Annotated in this window: 14 protein-coding genes; 8 read left to right on the forward strand and 6 right to left on the reverse strand. The window is 62.4% G+C overall.

Annotated elements, in window-relative coordinates; translation table 11 throughout:
* Position 1: 1 nt before the first annotated feature.
* Entirely contained in the window at positions 2-997 is a 996-nt protein-coding gene (cra, locus tag C4J86_RS04565; protein ID WP_124361254.1) for a catabolite repressor/activator, read from the reverse strand.
* Positions 998-1,291: 294 nt separating this feature from the next.
* Between cra and ptsP the strand changes: the two genes are divergently transcribed.
* The 4 genes from ptsP to C4J86_RS04585 all read left to right on the forward strand — a co-directional run bounded on the left by ptsP (position 1,292) and on the right by C4J86_RS04585 (position 8,509).
* On the forward strand, positions 1,292-4,150 hold the full coding sequence (gene ptsP, locus C4J86_RS04570) for a phosphoenolpyruvate--protein phosphotransferase (RefSeq protein ID WP_124369626.1): 2,859 nt from the start codon (positions 1,292-1,294) through the stop codon (positions 4,148-4,150).
* Positions 4,151-5,071 carry a 1-phosphofructokinase gene (pfkB, locus tag C4J86_RS04575; protein ID WP_124369627.1) on the forward strand — a complete coding sequence of 307 codons (921 nt, stop codon included), beginning with the start codon at positions 4,151-4,153 and terminating at the stop codon, positions 5,069-5,071.
* A gap of 11 nt (positions 5,072-5,082) precedes the next feature.
* Positions 5,083-6,783, forward strand: coding sequence for a PTS fructose-like transporter subunit IIB (locus C4J86_RS04580; RefSeq protein ID WP_124369628.1), 1,701 nt, complete (start codon positions 5,083-5,085; stop codon positions 6,781-6,783).
* 184 nt (positions 6,784-6,967) lie between these two features.
* Positions 6,968-8,509 (forward strand): alkaline phosphatase, encoded by a 1,542-nt coding sequence (locus tag C4J86_RS04585; protein ID WP_124369629.1) that lies wholly within the window; start codon positions 6,968-6,970, stop codon positions 8,507-8,509.
* A 135-nt stretch (positions 8,510-8,644) separates the two neighbouring features.
* Here the strand turns inward: C4J86_RS04585 and C4J86_RS04590 are convergent, their stop codons facing one another.
* Positions 8,645-11,182, reverse strand: coding sequence for a sulfite reductase flavoprotein subunit alpha (locus C4J86_RS04590; RefSeq protein WP_124369630.1), 2,538 nt, complete (start codon positions 11,180-11,182; stop codon positions 8,645-8,647).
* Between the two features lie 135 nt (positions 11,183-11,317).
* The gene (locus tag C4J86_RS04595; protein WP_124369631.1) at positions 11,318-13,603 is read right to left on the reverse strand and encodes a TonB-dependent siderophore receptor; all 2,286 of its coding nucleotides are present in this window, start codon (positions 13,601-13,603) and stop codon (positions 11,318-11,320) included.
* 205 nt (positions 13,604-13,808) lie between these two features.
* Here C4J86_RS04595 and C4J86_RS04600 point away from each other — a divergent pair, with 205 nt between their 5' ends.
* The 4 genes from C4J86_RS04600 (at position 13,809) to C4J86_RS04615 (ending at position 16,069) form a co-directional block, all read left to right on the forward strand.
* Positions 13,809-14,489 carry a Fe2+-dependent dioxygenase gene (locus tag C4J86_RS04600; protein ID WP_124369632.1) on the forward strand — a complete coding sequence of 227 codons (681 nt, stop codon included), beginning with the start codon at positions 13,809-13,811 and terminating at the stop codon, positions 14,487-14,489.
* A gap of 1 nt (position 14,490) precedes the next feature.
* On the forward strand, positions 14,491-15,240 hold the full coding sequence (locus tag C4J86_RS04605; RefSeq protein ID WP_124369633.1) for a tetratricopeptide repeat protein: 750 nt from the start codon (positions 14,491-14,493) through the stop codon (positions 15,238-15,240).
* A gap of 189 nt (positions 15,241-15,429) precedes the next feature.
* On the forward strand, positions 15,430-15,612 hold the full coding sequence (locus C4J86_RS04610) for a type II toxin-antitoxin system HicA family toxin (RefSeq protein WP_124369634.1): 183 nt from the start codon (positions 15,430-15,432) through the stop codon (positions 15,610-15,612).
* A gap of 55 nt (positions 15,613-15,667) precedes the next feature.
* Entirely contained in the window at positions 15,668-16,069 is a 402-nt protein-coding gene (locus C4J86_RS04615; protein ID WP_124369635.1) for a type II toxin-antitoxin system HicB family antitoxin, read from the forward strand.
* 75 nt (positions 16,070-16,144) lie between these two features.
* Here the strand turns inward: C4J86_RS04615 and C4J86_RS04620 are convergent, their stop codons facing one another.
* The 3 genes from C4J86_RS04620 to C4J86_RS04630 form a co-directional block, all read right to left on the reverse strand.
* The gene (locus C4J86_RS04620) at positions 16,145-17,308 is read right to left on the reverse strand and encodes a type III PLP-dependent enzyme (protein WP_124361263.1); all 1,164 of its coding nucleotides are present in this window, start codon (positions 17,306-17,308) and stop codon (positions 16,145-16,147) included.
* Between the two features lie 468 nt (positions 17,309-17,776).
* Positions 17,777-18,934, reverse strand: a complete 1,158-nt coding sequence (locus C4J86_RS04625; RefSeq protein WP_124369636.1) for a betaine/proline/choline family ABC transporter ATP-binding protein — start codon at positions 18,932-18,934, stop codon at positions 17,777-17,779.
* Positions 18,931-19,584, reverse strand: coding sequence for an ABC transporter permease (locus C4J86_RS04630; RefSeq protein ID WP_124361264.1), 654 nt, complete (start codon positions 19,582-19,584; stop codon positions 18,931-18,933). The genes C4J86_RS04625 and C4J86_RS04630 overlap by 4 nt, the downstream gene beginning before the upstream one ends.
* Positions 19,585-19,595 lie beyond the last annotated feature (11 nt).

Consider the following 19,595-nt stretch of genomic DNA (forward strand, 5'->3'; position numbering starts at 1 on the left):
CTCAGGCCTCGTGAATGCGCTGCTTGAAGGTGCGGCTGATCCCGTGCACGCCGGGCTGGTAGTGTTCTTCTTCAATGGCGGCGAGCGCCAGGCGCAGGGCGGTGTCGGCGATCAGTTGATGCTGCTGGGCCATGGCGTTGACCGGCAGCGGCAGGAAGTCCAGCAACTGAGTGTCGCCGAAGGTGCCCAGGCGCAGTGGCCGTGACTTGAGTGGGACGTCGTGCAGCGCATCGAACACGCCTTGCAGCAGTACGTAGGACGTGGTCACCAGGGCGTCAGGCAAGTGCCCCAGGCGTTGCAGTAATTGCTCCATCAGCTGTCGCCCGCAGTCTCGGCTGAAGGCTTCGCCCTGTTCGATGATCACCTCTCCGGTAAAGCCGTGCAGGGCTTCACGGAAACCCGCGGCGCGTTCCTGGCTGATGCTCAGCTCCGGGCGCGCGCCGATCAGCGCGATTTGCTTGGGCAACGGCTGCAGCAGGCTGCTGGTGAGTTGCTGGCAGGCTTGACGGTCATCGCTGACCACCGAGCAGAACTCGCTGGGCTCCATGACCCGGTCGATGGCGATCACCGGCAAGCCTTTGGCCTGCAGCTCGCGATAGCTATCATCGCTGGCTGGCAAGCAGCTGGCGACGAACAACGCATCGCAACGCCGTGCGCGGAACAGTTGCAGCAGTTGGCGCTCGCTGTCGGCCTCGTCATCGGAGCTGGCGATCAGCAATTGATAGCCGCGCGCCCGCGCACCCTGTTCAAGCAACTTGGCAATGCGTGCGTAACTGGGGTTTTCCAGATCCGGCAGGATAAAGCCCAAGGTGCGTGTGTGCCGGCTGCGCAATCCGGCGGCTTGTGGGTTAGGCGTAAAACCATGGGCCTGGACCACGGCCCGCACTCGCTCGACAGTCGCGTGACTGATGCGCTGTTGTTCGGCCTTACCATTGATGACATAGCTGGCGGTGGTCACGGACACACCGGCCAGACGTGCAATATCACTGAGTTTCAAACCGGGATTTCCTTGTTTTTTAGAGCGTGCCCCGACATTTTGTTCAATCCTAACCGATTCCAGCCTGCGACCAATGTCCCACAGCAGGCGCCGAGTGGCCCTTCAAGCTTGCGCAATTAACGCGTAATCTGCCATAAATTCTAGATTAAACGTTTCAGCAAGCGTATTTTTACGATGTTCGCCACTGAGTAGCTACTGCCAATTGACTGCTCAGTCAGTTGTTTCCGAACACCGCTAAGCTGATTTATTCAAAACAATACCTAGTGCGCACCTCGCACTAACTAGGAGAACGGCATGCTCGAGCTCACTGTAGAGCAGATATCCATGGGCCAGGTGGCGGTGGATAAATCTGCTGCCTTGCACCTGCTCGCTGAAAAACTGGTGGCCGATGGCCTGGTCGCCGAAGGTTATCTCAGTGGTTTACAAGCCCGTGAAGCCCAAGGCTCGACCTTTCTCGGCCAAGGCATTGCCATTCCCCACGGCACCCCGGAAACCCGCAATCAGGTGTTTTCCACCGGCGTGCGCCTGTTGCAGTTTCCCGAAGGCGTGGACTGGGGCGATGGCCAGGTCGTCTACCTGGCCATCGGCATCGCCGCCAAATCCGATGAACACCTGCGCCTGCTGCAACTGCTGACCCGCGCCCTGGGTGAAACCGACCTCGGCCAGGCGTTGCGCCGTGCCGGCTCCGCGGAGGCCTTGCTGAAATTGTTGCAAGGCGCGCCGCAGGAACTGGCGCTGGATGCACAGATGATCAGCCTGGGCGTATCGGCCGATGATTTCGAGGAATTGGTGTGGCGCGGCGCGCGCCTGTTGCGCCAGGCCGATTGCGTGAGCAACGGCTTTGCCGCCGTGTTGCAGCAAGTCGATGCGCTGCCCCTGGGGGATGGCCTGTGGTGGCTGCACAGCGAACAGACGGTCAAGCGTCCGGGCCTGGCGTTCGTCACGCCGGACAAACCCATGCGCTACCTGGGCCAGCCGCTTAATGGCCTGTTCTGCCTGGCCAGCCTGGGCGAAGCGCATCAGGCGCTGCTCGAGCGCCTGTGCGCCTTGCTGATCGAAGGACGCGGCCAGGAATTGGGCCGCGCCACCAGCAGTCGTGCCGTGCTTGAAGTGCTGGGTGGCGAGCTGCCGCCCGACTGGCCCAGCGCCCGCGTCACCCTGGCCAACGCCCACGGCCTGCACGCGCGGCCGGCGAAGATCCTGGCGCAACTGGCCAAGCAGTTTGACGGCGATATCCGCGTGCGCATTGTCGACGGCCCGGTCGGCGCCGTATCAGTCAAAAGCCTGAGCAAGTTGCTGAGCCTCGGCGCGCGGCGTGGTCAGGTGCTGGAATTTGTCGCCGAGCCGACGATCGCGGGCGATGCGCTGCCGGCGCTGTTGGCTGCCATTGACGAAGGCCTGGGCGAAGAAGTCGAGCCGTTGCCGACGGTCAGCGCCCAGCCCGTCACCGTCGACATCGAACCGGTCATCAGCGCGCCACTGCCCGGCAGCCAGATCCAGGCAATTGCCGCCGCGCCCGGTATCGCCATCGGCCCCGCGCATATCCAGGTGCAACAGGTGTTCGACTACCCGTTGCGCGGTGAGACCTGCGCCGTTGAACGCCAGCGTCTGCTCGCCGCGCTGAGTGATGTGCGTCGCGATATAGAAGGCCTGATCGAACGCAGCCAATCCAAGGCCATCCGCGAGATTTTCATCACCCACCAGGAAATGCTCGACGACCCGGAACTCACCGACGAAGTCGACACCCGCCTCAAGCAAGGCGAAAGCGCCGAAGCCGCGTGGATGAGCGTGATCGAAGCCGCCGCCAAGCAACAGGAATCATTGCAGGACGCCCTGCTCGCCGAACGCGCCGCTGACCTGCGCGATATCGGTCGTCGCGTATTGGCGCAACTGTGCGGCGTCGACACCGCTCAGGAACCGAATGAGCCCTACATCCTGGTAATGGACGAAGTCGGCCCTTCGGACGTCGCGCGCCTGGACCCGGCCCGTGTCGCCGGCATCCTCACCGCCCGTGGTGGTGCCACGGCCCACAGCGCCATCGTCGCCCGTGCCCTGGGCATTCCCGCGCTGGTCGGCGCCGGGGCGGCGGTGTTGCTGCTTGGCGCCGGCACACCTTTATTGCTCGACGGCCAGCGCGGCCGCCTGCACGTCGACCCCGACACCGCCACCCTGCAGCGCGCGACAGTCGAGCGCGACACCCGCGAACAACGCCTGCAAGCCGCCTCGGCGCAACGCCATGAACCGGCGCTGACCCGCGACGGCCACGCGGTGGAAGTCTTTGCCAATATCGGCGAAAGCGCCGGGGTTGCCGCTGCGGTGGAGCAGGGCGCCGAGGGCATCGGGCTGTTGCGCACTGAACTGATTTTCATGGCCCACCCGCAAGCGCCGGACGAGGCCACCCAGGAAGCCGAATACCGTCGCGTACTCGACGGCCTCGACGGGCGTCCGCTGGTGGTGCGGACCCTCGACGTGGGCGGCGATAAACCGCTGCCGTACTGGCCGATTGCCGAAGAAGAAAACCCCTTCCTCGGTGTGCGCGGTATTCGCCTGACCTTGCAGCGCCCGCAGATCATGGAGGCGCAATTGCGTGCGTTGTTACGCTCGGCGGACAACCGGCCGTTGCGCATCATGTTTCCCATGGTCGGCAGCGTGGATGAATGGCGCGCCGCCCGGGATATGACCGAGCGCCTGCGCCTGGAAATCCCGGTGGCCGACCTGCAACTGGGGATCATGATCGAAGTGCCTTCGGCCGCGCTGCTGGCACCGGTACTCGCCAAGGAAGTCGACTTTTTCAGCGTCGGCACCAACGACCTGACCCAATACACCCTGGCCATCGACCGTGGCCACCCGACCTTGTCGGCCCAGGCCGATGGCCTGCACCCGGCCGTCCTGCAATTGATCGACATCACCGTGCGCGCCGCCCATGCCCATGGCAAATGGGTCGGCGTGTGCGGCGAGTTGGCGGCCGACCCGCTGGCGGTGCCGGTGTTGGTCGGCTTGGGGGTGGACGAGTTGAGTGTGTCGGCGCGCAGCATTCCCGAAGTGAAGGCGCGCGTGCGCGAATTCAGCTTAAGCGAGGCCCAGAGCCTGGCGCAAAAAGCACTGGCGGTGGGTTCGCCCGCCGAAGTGCGTGCCCTTGTGGAGGCCGTGTAGATGGCAAAGATTCTGACCCTGACGCTGAACCCGGCGTTGGACCTGACGGTGCGCTTGGCGCACCTGGCACCCGGCGCAGTCAACCGCAGCGAAACCCTGCTCACCCATGCCGCCGGCAAGGGCGTGAACGTGGCGCAGGTGCTGGCCGATCTGGGCCATGAGCTGACCGTGAGCGGCTTCCTGGGTGAGGGCAACCCGCAGGCCTTCGAGGCGCTGATTGCACAACGGGGCTTTACCGACGCGTTTGTTCGCGTGCCCGGTGACACCCGCAGCAACATCAAGATTGCCGAGCACGATGGCCGCGTCACCGATATCAATGCACCGGGGCCTGAGGTGTCGGTGCAGGCGCAGAACGCGCTGCTCGAAAAACTGGCTCGGATCGCGCCAGGCTTTGACGCGGTGGTGGTGGCCGGCAGCTTGCCGCGTGGCGTCACCGCGCAATGGTTCCAGCAGATGCTCGAGCAATTGAAAGGCCTCGGTTTGAAAGTGGCCCTGGACACCAGTGGCGAAGCGCTGCGCGCCGGTTTGAAGGCAGGCCCGTGGATGGTCAAACCCAATACTGAAGAGCTCGCCGAAGCGCTGGACGCCGCCGCCGACGGCATCCGCCAGCTGCATCAGCAGGGTGTGGAGCATGTGGTGGTCTCGGACGGTGCTGCCGGCGTGAACTGGTACAGCGCGGGCGCGGCCCTGCATGCCACGCCGCCCAAGGTGACGGTTGCCAGCACCGTAGGCGCCGGCGATTCGCTGCTGGCGGGCATGCTCCACGGCCTGCTGCGCGACGAAGCGCCCGAGCAGACCCTGCGCCGCGCCACGGCGATTGCCGCGATGGCGGTGACGCAAATCGGTTTCGGCATCAGCGATGACGCGCAGTTGGCGCGCCTTGAAAGCGGTGTCGATGTACACGCGCTGACAGAACAATAAGAGGGTTTGTGATGAAGTTAGCCATTGTTACCGCCTGCCCGAACGGCATGGTTACCAGTGTGCTGTGCGCCCGTTTGCTGGACGCCGCCGCACAGCGCCAGGGCTGGAGCACCAGTGTCGAAGTGGTGGACGTGCAACGCCCGGACAGCCAGCTGTCCCAGGCGACCCTCGATGACGCCGAGTGGGTGTTGCTGGTCAGCAGCACGCCGGTGGATATGCAGCGTTTTGTCGGCAAGCGCGTGTTCCAGAGCACGCCGGCCCAGGCGTTGGCGGATGTCGACGCGGTGTTGCGTCGCGGCGCGGAGGAGGCGCAGGTGTATGTGGCGACCGAGGCGCCGGTCGGGAATGTCCCGCGCATTGTCGCGATTACCGCTTGCCCCACCGGCGTGGCCCATACGTTCATGGCCGCCGAGGCCTTGCAGCAGACCGCCAAGCGCCTGGGCTACGACTTGCAGGTCGAGACCCAGGGCTCGGTGGGTGCGCGCACGCCATTGACGCCTGAGGCCATCGCCAACGCCGACGTGGTGCTGCTGGCGGCGGACATCGAAGTCGCCACCGAGCGCTTCGCCGGCAAGAAGATTTACCGCTGTGGCACCGGCATTGCGCTCAAGCAATCCGAAGCCACGCTCAACAAGGCGCTGGCCGAGGGCGCGGTGGAAAGCGCCGCCAGCGGTGCGGTGGCCAAGTCGGAAAAAACCGGCGTGTACAAACACCTGCTCACCGGGGTGTCGTTCATGTTGCCGATGGTGGTGGCGGGCGGCCTGTTGATCGCCTTGTCCTTCGTGTTCGGCATTCATGCCTTTGAGGAGAAGGGCACCCTGGCGGCGGCACTCAAAACCGTCGGCGACCAGGCGTTCATGCTGATGGTGCCGTTGCTGGCGGGCTACATCGCCTACTCGATCGCCGATCGCCCCGGCCTGGCGCCGGGCATGATCGGCGGGTTGCTCGCGGGCACCCTGGGCGCCGGGTTCATTGGCGGGATCTTCGCCGGTTTCCTCGCCGGCTACAGCGTCAAGCTGATCTCACGCGCGGTGCGCTTGCCGCAAAGCCTGGAGGCGCTCAAGCCGATCCTGATCATCCCGTTGCTGGCAAGTTTGTTCACTGGCCTTGCGATGATCTATCTGGTCGGGCCTCCGGTGGCACGCTTGCTGACTGGGCTGACGGATTTTCTCAGCACCATGGGCACCACCAACGCGGTGCTGTTGGGCATCCTGTTGGGCGGCATGATGTGTGTCGATCTGGGCGGGCCGATCAACAAGGCGGCGTATGCGTTTTCCGTCGGCCTGCTGGCGGCGTCGAGCGGCGCGCCGATGGCCGCGACCATGGCGGCCGGCATGGTGCCGCCGATTGGCATGGGCATCGCGACCTTCCTGGCCCGCCGCAAGTTCGCCCAGACTGAGCGCGAAGCTGGCAAGGCCGCGATGATTCTCGGCCTGTGTTTTATCTCGGAAGGGGCCATCCCGTTTGCGGCCAAAGACCCGTTGCGGGTGATCCCGGCCAGCATTGCGGGCGGCGCGCTGACGGGGGCGCTGTCGATGTACTTCGGTTGCAAACTGGCCGCGCCCCACGGCGGCTTGTTTGTGCTGGTGATTCCGAACGCGATGAATCATGCGCTGCTGTACCTGCTGGCGATTGTGGCCGGTAGTGTGCTGACCGGGTTGGTGTATGCGCTGATCAAGCGGCCGGAAGCGGCCGAGTTGGCGGCGGGCTGAAAATGTGGGAGGGGGCTTGCCCCCGATAGCGGTCTGTCAGCCAGTGCATCTGGTGCCTGACACACTGCCATCGGGGGCAAGCCCCCTCCCACATTTGGATTTTCAGTGTCTGTGAGGACGGTGTCATAACTGTTTCATCGTCGCCTGCTTAAGTTGTCCTTTTGATACTCAAGAGGGCACCCGCATGAGCCACTTCGATCTCGGCCGTCGCCGCGTGATGCAAGCTGTCGGGGCGGGCCTGTTGTTGCCGGGCCTGGCGCCGGCGGTGATTGCGTCGGTAAAGGACCGTCCGCTGCTCACCGATGGCGTGCAGTCCGGTGACCTGCTGGGCGACCGCGCGATGATCTGGAGCCGCAGCGACCGCCCCGCGCGGATGGTGGTGGAGTGGGACACCCGCAGTGTGTTCAGCAACCCACGCCGGTTCATCTCGCCCCTGGCCGATAACCGCAGCGATTTTACGGCCCGCGTCGAACTCACCGGGCTGCCCGCCGATCAGGCGATTTTCTACCGCGTGCGTTTCGAAGACGCCCAGACCGGCATCGCCAGCGAGCCGTGGTTCGGCCACTTGCGCAGCGTGCCGCAACAGCGTCGCGACATCCGCTTTGTGTGGAGCGGCGACACCGTCGGCCAGGGTTTCGGTATCAACCCGGACATCGGCGGCATGCGCATCTACGAAGCCATGCGCCTGCGCCTGCCGGACTTCTTTATCCACAGCGGCGACACCATCTACGCCGACGGCCCGGTGCCGGCGCAACTGGCCACTGAGGGCGGGCGCATCTGGCGCAATATCACCACCGAAGCCAAGAGCAAGGTTGCCGAAACCCTTGAGGAATATCGCGGCAATTACCGCTACAACCTGCTGGATGAAAACGTGCGGCGCTTCAATGCCGAGGTGCCGCAGATCTGGCAGTGGGACGACCACGAGGTGATCAACAACTGGTCATCAAGTAAACAGTTGGACGAGCGCTACCAGACCCGCGACATCAATACCCTGGTCGGCCGCGCGCGCCAGGCCTGGCTGGAATATTCACCGATGCGCCGGCAAAGCGCCGACGGCGGCGGGCGGATTTATCGCAAGCTCAGCTATGGGCCGCTGCTGGATGTGTTCGTGCTGGACATGCGCAGCTATCGCGGCCCCAACGACGACAACCTGGGCGGCGCGAAACCCTTCCTGGGGCGCGACCAGTTGGACTGGCTCAAGCGCGAACTCAAGGCCTCCCAAGCGCAGTGGAAGGTAGTCGCGGCCGACATGCCCATCGGCCTCGGTGTGCCGGACGGTGAGGTCAGCCCTGGCGTGCCGCGCTGGGAAGCGATCGCCAACGGTGACCCCGGCCCGGCCCAGGGGCGTGAGCTGGAAATTGCCGAGCTGCTGGGATTCCTGCGCGCACACCAGGTGCGCAACCACGTGTGGCTGACCGCTGATGTGCACTATTGCGCCGCGCATCACTATCACCCGGATCGGGCGGCGTTCCAGGATTTCGAACCGTTCTGGGAGTTCGTCGCAGGGCCGTTGAATGCAGGCAGCTTCGGGCCGAATCCGTTGGACAAGACCTTTGGGCCAGAGGTGGTGTTCGAAAAGGCACCGCCTGCGCAAAACACCTCGCCGTTTGCCGGGTTTCAGTTTTTTGGCGAGGTGCAGATTGATGGGCAGACGGCGGAGTTGACGGTGATTTTGCGCGATCTCGATGGTGTCTCGGTGTTCGAGCAAAAGCTGCAACCTGTCTGACCTAGAACGCGGTAAAAAACTGTGGGAGGGGGCTTGCTCCCGATAGCGGTGTATCAGTCGACTGATGAGTAGACTGTCAGATTGCTATCGGGAGCAAGCCCCCTCCCACATTTGATCTTCAGTGTCTGTGAGGGATCAGTACACATCCCGGCGATAGCGGCCTTGCTCGATCAAGCGCTCCACTGTTTCACTGCCGAGGATATCCACCAGCGCCTGATCCACCCCCGTCGCCATCCCCTGCAAGCTGCCGCACACATAAATCGCTGCGCCATCGGCCAGCCATTTGCGCAGCACATCCGCCGATTCACGCAGGCGGTCCTGCACGTAGATTTTCTCCTCTTGGTCCCGCGAAAACGCCAGGTCCAGCAGGGCCAGATCACCACTGGCCAGCCAGCCTTGCAGTTCTGCCTGGCACAGGTAGTCGTGGGCGATATGGCGTTCGCCGAACAGCAGCCAGTTACGCTGCTGACCGTCGGCGATGCGCGCCTTGAGCAAGCTGCGCAGGCCGGCCAGGCCCGTGCCGTTGCCCAGCAGGATCAGCGGCACCGCTGCTTCGGGCAGATGGAAACCGCTGTTGCGCCGCAGGCGCAGGCTGATGCCCGCGCCGATGGCGGCGTGTTCAGTCAGCCAGCCGGAACCCAGGCCCAGGCTGCCATCCGGGTGGCGTTCCTGGCGCACGATCAGCTCCAGCACACCGTCGCTGGCAATCGAGGCGATCGAATATTCACGCAGGCCCAGCGGTATCAGCGCATCGACCAGTGCCTGGGCATGCAGGCCGACCAAGTGGGTGCGGTTATCCGGCAGTTGGCGCGTGGCCAGGGCCTGGTTGAGCGTTTGCGCCAGGCCTTCAATCAGCACGCCATCACTGCCGGCCAGGCCCAGCCCTGCCAGGAAGTGCTCAACGGCTCGCGGGCTATTGCGCGGCAGGATTTCCACCAGGTCACCGGCCTGCCAAACGAGGGGCGAGGGCGGTGTGAGCCCCAGCAGGTACACGGGTGAGCCGACGCTGCCAGGGTTGAGCAGGGTGCGCCGGCTAAGGGTCCAGTGTTCGAACTGGGCGGTCTGCCAGGCCGCTGTCGGCGTGTGGCCGGTGAGCTGGCCGAGCTGCTGTTGCCAGGTCAGCAAGGCCTCGGTATCGCCGCTGTCGACTTCCACCGGCGCAAACAGCGGGTTGCCGCCCTGGTGGGTCAGCCAGAAATGCAGGCGCCGGGCAAAGCCGCAAAAGTGCTCGTACTGCCGGTCACCCAGGGCCAGTACCGAGTAGTTCAAGCCCTTGAGGGACACGTCCTGGCCGAGCACGCTGCGTTCGAAGCCACGGGCGCTGTCGGGGGCTTCGCCGTCGCCGAACGTGCTGACCACGAACAAGGCATTTTCCGACTGGCTCAGGTCGTGCTGGCTAAGCGTGCCCAAGGGTTGAACCTTCACCGGCAAACCTGCCGCCTGCAATTGCCCGGCCGTCTGCCAAGCCAATTGTTCGGCGAAACCGCTCTGGCTGGCAAACCCGATCAACCAGGCCGGGGCATCGCTGGAGTGGGCGTCAAGACCCTTGCGTGCGTCCCTTACATGGCGTTTTTTGCGGCGCCGGTCGAGGTACAGCAACCAGCCGGTAATGAAGAACAGCGGCATGCACAACGCGCTCAGGGTGAGCACGATCCGTCCTGCCAGCCCCCAATAGCTGCCGGTGTGCAGGGCATAGACGCTGGTCAACAACTGCGACTTATAACTTTTGCTGGCGTAGCGCTCATGGGATTTGACCTCGCCGGTGGCCGGGTCCAGGTTGATCTGGTTCAGTGCACGGTCATGGGGTGAGTCTTCCAGCAGGTAATACACGGTGGCCGGTTGCCCGGCGACGGCCGGCAGACGGATGTTGTAGGCGCTCAAGCCAGGCCCCGCGTTGCTGTAGATGCTGCTCCAGATGGCTTCATAGTTGGTCACGTAGTTGGCCACGGGCGCAGGGCCAGCCGGCGGCGGGCCGCGCTTGAGCGTGCGCTCGTTCTGCGGCGCGTCGGACAGCAGTTGGGTCACGCCTCGGTTGTACCAGTCGTACGACCAATACAGCCCGGTCAGTGCCGCCAGCAGATAAAACAGCAGGCACCAGGTGCCGAACACCGAGTGCAGGTCCCAATTGAAGCTGCGGCCTTTTTTACGCCAGTCCAGGGTCAACCACACGCGCCAGTTCTTTACCTGGCGCGGCCAGCGCAGGTACAGGCCGGAGAGGCAGAAGAACAGCAGGATCAGGGTGCAGGCGCCAGTGATCGTGCGCCCGGTGTCGCCCATGGCCAGGAAGCGGTGCAACTGCAGGATGAAGCCGAATACATCCTGGCCGACGGCGTCGCCCAGGTAGTCGCCGGTATACGGATCGAAGTAGCGTAGCGGGCCCCGGCGCTCGCCCGGTGGCGGGGTGAAGGACACGCGCCCGGCGTTGCCGCTGTCGCGTTCCACCCAGAGCATCGCCACGGTGTTGCCTTCGGTGGCTTCCAGTTTGCGCACCAGTTCGGCGGGCGGCAGCACCCCGGCTTCGCGCTTTTCAACATGCAAGACCTGCGGGTTCAGCGCCCGCAGTATTTCATCCTGGAAGGAGTACGCAGCCCCGGTGATCCCCATCAAGGCCAGCACCAGCCCGGCAGTGATGCCGAAGAACCAGTGCAACTGGAACAGGGTTTTCTTCAACACGTCGGACCGCCTCGCTCAACTGGTTATGAATGTCACGGCGCGCATTATGCCGTGGCTTATCGAGAAATATTCTGTTTAGCATGCAAAAGCCCCACGCATCCGATGCGTGGGGCTCAAGTCGTGGCGCGCTTGCGCTTAGAAGTGGAAGCTGGTGGTCAGCAACGCCGTCCGACCGGCCGCCTGGTTGGCGAAGTGCGAGGCGTAAGCCTTGTCGTAGTAGGTTTTGTCGGTCAGGTTCTGCACGTTCAATTGCAGGTCGACGTTTTTAGTCAGCTTGTAGCTGGCCATGGCGTCGTAGCGGGTGTAAGACGGCACGTACACGGTGTTGCCCGCATCGCCGTAAACCTCGTCGACATAGAAGGCGCCGCCGCCGACGGTCAGCTTGGGCGTGATGTCGTAGGTGGTCCACAGACTGAACGAGTTCTTCGGCGTGTTGGGCATCTGGTTGCCGGTATTGGAACCGGCGCTCACCACGCCGTTACGCCCGTTGAGGCCGGACTTGACCAGTTCGCTGTCCAGGTAGGTGTACCCGGCGAACACTTGCCAGTGCTCGGTCAGCTTGCCGCTGGCGGACAACTCGACGCCGTCGACCCGTGATTCGCCGGCGTTCTCGTAGGTGAGGGCATCAACCAGGACGCGGGTGTTTTTCTTCTCGGTACGGAACACGGCGGCGGTCAGGGACAGGCGGTCGTGGAACAGGTCCCACTTGGTGCCCAGCTCGTAGTTGACCGTCTCTTCCGGCTGCAGGTCGCTGATGGCGGCACCGGCTGACAGCGGGTTGCCATCGGCGCCTTCACCCACCAGACCACCGGCCGGGGTGGCCGACGTCGCGTAGGAAGCGTAGATGCTGCCGTTGTCCAGCGGCTTCCACACCAGGCCCGCCTGCCAGTTGAAGAACTGGCTGTCATCCTTGATTTTGCTGCGCCCGGTGATGGCGTTGGTGTTGGCTTCGGTATCGAACGTGTCGTAGCGCAGGCCCACGTTCAGCAGCCATTTCGGATCCAGCTCGATGGTGTCGAACACGTAGGCCGCGCGGCTGGTGGCCTTGGTGTTGGTGCCGTTGTAGTTGCGCGCGACGCTGCCGTTCCAGGCATCGTCCGGGTTCGGGTTGCTCAGCGAGGTGCACTGGCCACCCAGGCTGCCCTTGGCCACGGTGCACACCGGGTTGGCGTTGGGGCTGACGGTGTAGCCGCTGACACGGGTTTCTTCACCGGTGAATTCCAGGCCGGTGGAGTAGGTGTTCTTGAAGCCCAGCGCCTGGAAGCTGCCGAACAGGTCGGTCTGGTTGGTGGTCGTGGTGGTGGTGGACACGCGGCTGTTGGCCCGGCGCCAGACAGTGCCGAACTTGTTGACGTTGAGCTTGCTGTCATCCGGCTGGGTGAGCACATAGTCCTGGCCGGTGCTGCCGTGGCGCAGGGTGTTCTTCAGCGTCATGTTGTCGTTCAGGTCATGCTCGATGGAGAACGTGCTGATGTCGGCGCGGGTCTTGCGGAAGTCACGGCTCTTCAAACCATAGAAGTTGTTGCTGTCGCCGCCGTCGTTGGGCTTGTCATGCACGTGGGCGGTGGCGGTCGCCGAACCGTAGCCATAGGGAATCCCCGAATCCGGCAGGTCGTCGCTTTCCATGTGGTAGTAGCTGAGGTTGACGCGGGTCGGTGTGCCCAGGCCAAAGGTCAGCGATGGCGCCACGCCCCAACGGTCGTAATTGACCGCATCGCGGCCGGCCACGTTTTGTTCGTGGCTCATCAGGTTCAGGCGGAATGCCGCGCTGTCGTCGAGGAACTGGCGGTTCACGTCGAGCACGTAGCGGCGGGTCTGGTCGGAACCGTAGGTGAAGCCGCCGTTGGTGAAGTCCCGCGCTTGTGGGGTTTTGCTCACCAGGTTGAGGCTGCCCCCGGCTGAGCCGCGACCGCCGAAGGACGAGTTGGGGCCTTTGCTGACTTCGATCGATTCAATGTCGAAGATCTCCCGGCTCTGGCCGCCGGTATCGCGCACGCCGTCCAGGTAGGTGTCGCCTTGGGCGTCGAAACCACGGATGAACGGACGGTCGCCCTGGGGGTTGCCGCCTTCACCGGCGCCAAAAGTAATCCCCGGTACGGTGCGCAGGGCATCCTGCAGCGAGGTGGCGGCAGTGTCTTTGAGCACTTGCTGCGGGACCACGGTGACCGAGCGCGGTGTGTCTACCAGCGGTGCGGTGTATTTCTGTGAAGCGGCTTTTTCTACCTGATAGGAAGGGGTGACCTGCTCCTGACCGGTAATGTTGGTGGCGCCGAGGGAGATAGGGTTGCGCTCGCCTTGTTGTTCGGTGTTCTCAGCCGCCTGCGCCAAGTGGGCGGCAGAGCTGGCGCTGAGGGCAACGCCGATGGCCGAAGCCAGCATGCGTGGTGAACTGGCGGTGGTTGTTGGTGTGATGCGCGACATGACGTGTCCTTTCCCCAAGGATGTGAGGTCGCGGAATATAGGGCTAACAAGACTTTCTATCAATTGCGATACATTGCTATTCGCATCGAATTTACATTCTTTACACTTTTTGCTTACGGTTTTTACAGTCTCGTTCGTCTCGACGTTTTACACAGAGGATAAGAATCAATATCATTGGCACCCCTCTGATCGCAGGTATTGCCCCATGTTGCTGCATATTCCCGGCCTGTTCTCGCGCGAGGAAGTGCAGCGCATTCGCCAAGCCTTGGAGGAGGCCGAATGGGCCGACGGCAAAGTCACTGCCGGCCATCAATCGGCCAAGGCCAAGCACAACCTGCAATTGCCCGAAGGCCACCCGTTGGCCAAGGAAATCGGCGCGGCGATGCTGGAGCGCTTGTGGAGCAACCCGCTGTTTATGTCAGCGGCGTTACCGCACAAGGTGTTTCCGCCGTTGCTCAACTGTTACACCGCCGGTGGCAGTTTCGACTTCCATATCGACAACGCCGTGCGCCAACCCAAAGGCAGCCACGAGCGCGTGCGCACTGACCTGTCGTCCACGCTGTTCTTCAGCGACCCCGACGACTACGACGGCGGCGAGCTGGAAATCCAGGACACTTTCGGCCTGCAGCGCGTCAAGCTCCCCGCCGGCGATATGGTGCTGTACCCCGGCTCCAGCCTGCACAAGGTCAACGCGGTGACACGCGGCGCGCGCTACGCCTCGTTTTTCTGGACCCAGAGCCTGGTGCGCGAAGACAGCCAGCGCACCCTGCTGTTCGAAATGGACGGCGCCATCCAGCAACTGAGCCGCGACGTGCCCGATCACCCGGCGCTGATCCAGCTCACCGGCACCTATCACAACCTGCTGCGTCGTTGGGTCGAGGTCTGAGATGGGCTTTTTATTGCGTCGCCAGGAAGTGCTCAACGTCGAGCAGCTGCAATCGATGCTTGATGATTCCCCGGTGCGCGCGGCCCAGGCGATCCTGATCGCGGCCAGGGAAGGCGTGGTCGATGCCCAGGCCTTGCTCGGGCAGATCCTGCTGGAAGGACGCGGCATCGCACGCGATGAAACACTGGCGTTGCGCTGGTTCCGGATTGCCGCCCAGGGCGGGCATTTGATGGCGCGCAATATGATTGGGCGGTGTCTGGAGCATGGTTGGGGTTGCACGGTGGATGAGGCGGCGGCTGCGCGTGAATACCGGTTGGCAGCAGAGGCCGGGCTGGATTGGGGGCAGTACAACTATGCCAACCTATTGGCGACCGGTCGTGGCGTTGTGCAAGATCAGGCCCAAGCGCTGATGCTTTATCGCCAGGCGGCAGAGCAGGGCCATGCCAAGTCGATGAACCTGGTGGGGCGTTATCTGGAAGACGGGCAGTATTGCCCGAGGGATTTTGAAGCGGCCGTTGAGTGGTACCGGCGTTCAGCCGAAGCCGGGGATTTTCGTGGGCAGTTCAGTTATGCGGCGGTGTTGGCGGATAGTGGCCGAATCGAAGCGGCACTGGAGTGGTTGTACAAGGCGCTGGCAGGCGGGAATCTCAAGTTCTTACGGATAGCACACCAGACGCTGGCAGCGGCCAACCATCCACAGATTCGCGCGATGGCTGAAGCCTTTCGGCACCGGGCTGCCGATCTCTCTTAACTCATCTGAGCCAGACCGGGGCACAAAAACTGACACTTGATCGGTGGCGAAAATAGCTCGCACATCGTCATCATTCCGTCACATAAGCCCGCTTGAAGGTTAAGCGGGCTTTTTCATTGGTGTGACTCGTGTGTATAAAAAAGCGCATTGCTGACTGGCGTGTGTAATATACACACCAAGGGTGAGGCGATGAGAAGTCGAGAGGTGATTGAGCTACTGGTGGCGGACGGTTGGTTTGAGGTGGCGGTGAAGGGTAGTCATCACCAATTCAAACATCCAGTGAAGCGAGGGCGGGTGACGGTCCCTCATCCCAAGTCAGAACTTGCAAAGGGCACTCTGCATAGTATTTTCAGATCGGCAGGCCTGAAATGATGGCCCCGATTGATAAGTTGAATGAGCTCCGAGAAGCTCATTCAGAGGAGGAACAATGAAATTTCCCGTGGTAGTCCATAAAGATGCTGATTCGGATTACAGCGTGACGGTTCCGGATATTCCGGGATGTTTCTCGGCCGGAGGATCTTTTTCCGAAGCGCTGGACAATGTGCGTGAGGCGATCGCGCTGCATCTGGAAGGATTGGTTGCCGATCAGGAAGTGCTCCCCCAGGCGCTGGAGGTCGATGCACATTTGGATAATCCGGATTTTGTCGGCGGTGTATGGGCGATAGTCGACTTTGATCTCACGCCTTATCTGGGCAAGTCAGTCCGTTTTAACGCTTCCTTGCCGGAACAGTTGCTGTTGCGCATTGACGAGCGGGTGCTGAAGGATCATCGGTATGCGTCGCGGTCAGGTTTTCTGGCGACGGCAGCGCTGCGTGAGCTATCTGCCTGACGAAATGCGCGACATTCCACCTGACAGCCATAAAAAAACCCATGACACGTCATGGGTTTTTTATACGCAGCGTGCTTACACGTAAAACGACTTCAACGGCGGAAACCCATTGAACTCAACTGCGCTGTAGCTGGTGGTATAGGCACCGGTCGACAGCCAGTACATGCGGTCACCAATGGCCAGGTTCAGCGGCAGGCCGTACTTGTAGTTTTCGTACATGATGTCGGCGCTGTCGCAGGTCGGGCCGGCGATGACCACTTCTTCCATCTCGCCTTTTTTCTCGGTCCAGATCGGGAACTTGATGGCTTCGTCCATGGTTTCGATCAGGCCGGAGAATTTGCCCACGTCCGTGTACACCCAACGCTCGACGGCGGTGCGCGATTTACGCGCCACCAGCACCACTTCGCTGACCAGGATGCCGGCGTTGGCGATCAACGAGCGGCCGGGTTCGAGGATGATTTCCGGCAGTTCATCACCGAAGTCTTCCTTGAGGAAACGGATGATTTCCTCGGCGTAGGTTTCCAGGCTGTTGGTGCGGGTGATGTAGTTGGCCGGGAAGCCGCCGCCCATGTTGATCAGCTTCAGATGAATGCCGTCTTCTTCCTTCAGGCGTTCGAAGATCACTTTGACCTTGGCGATCGCCGCATCCCATACGCTGATGTCGCGCTGCTGCGAGCCGACGTGGAACGAGATGCCGTAAGGCACCAGGCCCAGGTCGCGGGCGAGGATCAGCAGGTCCATGGCCATGTCGGTCTGGCAGCCGAACTTGCGCGACAACGGCCAGTCAGCCGTGGTGGAGCCTTCGGTGAGGATACGCACATAGACTTTCGAGCCCGGCGCGGCCTTGGCGATGTTACGCAGGTCGGCTTCGGAGTCGGTGGAGAACAGGCGCACGCCTTTCTCATAGAAGTAGCGGATGTCCTTGGACTTCTTGATGGTGTTGCCGTAGCTGATACGGTCGGCGCTGACGCCGCGGTCCATGACCTTGTCCAGCTCGTAGATCGACGCGATGTCGAAGCTCGAACCCTTGTCTTTCAACAGGTCGATGATCTCGACAGCCGGGTTGGCCTTGACCGCGTAATACACCTTGGCGAATTCGAAACCGGCGCGCAGGTCATCGTAGGCCTGGCTGATCATCGCGGTGTCGATCACCACGAACGGGGTTTCTTGCTTGTCGGCGAACGCCTTCATTTTGTCAAACGTGGCGCGCGCGAAATAGTCTTCGACGTTGATCGACATGCTGGGAACTCCTAAGGGCAAACTGTAGTAATCAATGGGTGCAACTGAACGTCCTCCGTATCCCCACTTTGGTTCGCCTACTTCCCAAGGCATGTCGCCGAAAGCAAAAAGGCCATGGGATACGCGTCCCTTGGCCTTGCTGTCTCGTCGTCAGTACTTGAGCCGGATGGATCGTTTCCAGCATGGACGTTCGGCGCGAACTTTAGGGCTTGATGGGCGTGGGATCAACTAAAAATGTCGCGTTTTTGCACGCGTTCGTCGCGCGACCCCGTGCAGCTACTATGTAACCGACCGGTGTGACGGATTGATGTTCCCCGGATGGGCGAATTGAGTGCATTTCCCTGACACCCTGCAGAGCCAATGTGGGAGGGGGCTTGCCCCCGATAGCGGTGGGTCAGCCAATACCTCAGTGACTGACCCACCGCTATCGGGAGCAAGCCCCCTCCCACATTTTTTTACCGCTTTGTGTCAGGCCAGTGCGGTCTCTGCAGGCGAAACGATACTGGTCTTGCCCCCACGCGACTTACCGGAACTCAGATAATCGGCAATCGACTCCTGGGTCACCTCACCCAAAAACACCCGCTCCGCATCCATCACCGGCAACCACGAACGGTTGAACTCGTACATCCGCGACAGCAGGATGCGCAAGTGCTCGTCATACGCGGCGGTGGCGTTGAATTCGCGCAGGTACTGGCCGCAGGTACCGGTCTGACGGTGCAAGTCGCGACGGCGTACATAGCCCAGCGCCTTATTCTCGGCGCAGGTGACCACCACATAGCGCCGGTCGTGCTCGTCCATCAGCTCCAGTGCATCGGCTACCGGCGTTTCCGGGCTCACCGACGGCGCGTTGTCCGCGGCATCTTCGGCCTTCACCAGCAGCAGGCGCTTGAGGGTGCTGTCCTGGCCGACGAAATTGCTCACGAACTCGTCCGCCGGGTGCGCCAGCAGCGTATCGGGATGGTCGATCTGCAGCAGCTTGCCGGCGCGGAAGATCGCAATCTTGTCGCCCAGCTTGATGGCCTCGTCGATGTCGTGGCTGACCATGATCACGGTCTTGTTCAGCGCACGCTGCATCTCGAAGAACTCGTTCTGGATCATCTCGCGGTTGATCGGGTCGACCGCGCCGAACGGTTCATCCATCAGCAGCAACGGGGCATCCGCCGCCAGGGCGCGGATCACGCCGATGCGCTGTTGCTGCCCGCCCGACAGTTCACGCGGATAGCGATGCAGATACTGCTTGGGTTCCAGCTTGATCATGCTCATCAGCTCGCGGGCGCGGTCGTGGCATTTCTGCTTGTCCCAGCCGAGCAGTTTGGGCACCACGACGATGTTTTCTTCGATGGTCATGTTCGGGAACAGGCCGATCTGCTGGATCACATAGCCGATATTGCGCCGCAGGGTCACTTCATCGAGGTCGGTGGTGTCTTCGCCGTTGATCAGGATCTTGCCCGAGGTGGGCTTGATCAGGCGATTGATCATTTTCAGCGTGGTGCTCTTGCCGCAGCCCGAAGGGCCGAGGAACACACAAATCTCGCCTTCGTTGACGGTCAGGCTGACATCGTTGACGGCGGTGACAGTCTTGCCGTTGCTTTGAAAAGTCTTGGACAGGTTTTGAAGTTCGATCATTTGAGCAATCCTTTTGGAGTCAGCGAGCGTTGCAGCCATTGCAAGAGCAGGTCGGCAAAGATGGCCAGGAGACTGACCAGTACGGCGCCAACGATCAGCATCGACATGTCGCTGCGGCTGATGGAAGCCAGAATAAGTACACCCAGGCCGCCGGCACCGATGGTGGCGGCGATGGTCATCACGCCGATGTTCATCACCACGGCGGTGCGCACACCGGCGAGGATCACCGGCACGGCAATCGGCAGCTCGACCATGCGCAGGCGCTGGGCGAAGGTCATGCCGATGCCTTTGGCGGCCTCGCGAATGCCCGGTTCGACACCGGTGAGCGCCAGGTAGGTGTTACGCATGATTGGCAACAGGGAATAGAGAAACACGGCGGTGATCGCCGGCATCGGCCCCAGGCCCTGGCCGAACTTGGAGTAGAACGGCAGCAACAGGCCGAACAGCGCGATGGACGGTACGGTCAGCAGCACCGTAGCGCTGGCCTGCAGCGGGCCGGCCAGGGTCGGGAAACGCGTCATCAGGATGCCCAGGGGCACGCCGATCAAGATCGCGAGGACAACCGCGACGCCGACCAGGGTGATGTGCTGCCAGGTCAGTTGCAGGACTTGGGCCCAATCAAGATGAGAAAAGGCGTTGAGAAATTCCATGTCTTTTCCTC

Source organism: Pseudomonas sp. R2-7-07 (assembly GCF_003852355.1).
GTDB lineage: Bacteria > Pseudomonadota > Gammaproteobacteria > Pseudomonadales > Pseudomonadaceae > Aquipseudomonas.

What these genes read in the sequence shown, in the direction of transcription:
- ptsP (WP_124369626.1), top strand. Translation starts at nt 1,292, where the DNA reads ATGCTCGAGCTCACTGTAGAGCAGATATCCATGGGCCAGGTGGCGGTG.
- pfkB (WP_124369627.1), top strand. Translation starts at nt 4,151, where the DNA reads ATGGCAAAGATTCTGACCCTGACGCTGAACCCGGCGTTGGACCTGACG.
- C4J86_RS04580 (WP_124369628.1), top strand. Translation starts at nt 5,083, where the DNA reads ATGAAGTTAGCCATTGTTACCGCCTGCCCGAACGGCATGGTTACCAGT.
- C4J86_RS04585 (WP_124369629.1), top strand. Translation starts at nt 6,968, where the DNA reads ATGAGCCACTTCGATCTCGGCCGTCGCCGCGTGATGCAAGCTGTCGGG.
- C4J86_RS04595 (WP_124369631.1), bottom strand. Translation starts at nt 13,603, where the DNA reads ATGTCGCGCATCACACCAACAACCACCGCCAGTTCACCACGCATGCTG.
- C4J86_RS04600 (WP_124369632.1), top strand. Translation starts at nt 13,809, where the DNA reads ATGTTGCTGCATATTCCCGGCCTGTTCTCGCGCGAGGAAGTGCAGCGC.
- C4J86_RS04605 (WP_124369633.1), top strand. Translation starts at nt 14,491, where the DNA reads ATGGGCTTTTTATTGCGTCGCCAGGAAGTGCTCAACGTCGAGCAGCTG.
- C4J86_RS04610 (WP_124369634.1), top strand. Translation starts at nt 15,430, where the DNA reads ATGAGAAGTCGAGAGGTGATTGAGCTACTGGTGGCGGACGGTTGGTTT.
- C4J86_RS04615 (WP_124369635.1), top strand. Translation starts at nt 15,668, where the DNA reads ATGAAATTTCCCGTGGTAGTCCATAAAGATGCTGATTCGGATTACAGC.
- C4J86_RS04620 (WP_124361263.1), bottom strand. Translation starts at nt 17,308, where the DNA reads ATGTCGATCAACGTCGAAGACTATTTCGCGCGCGCCACGTTTGACAAA.
- C4J86_RS04625 (WP_124369636.1), bottom strand. Translation starts at nt 18,934, where the DNA reads ATGATCGAACTTCAAAACCTGTCCAAGACTTTTCAAAGCAACGGCAAG.
- C4J86_RS04630 (WP_124361264.1), bottom strand. Translation starts at nt 19,584, where the DNA reads ATGGAATTTCTCAACGCCTTTTCTCATCTTGATTGGGCCCAAGTCCTG.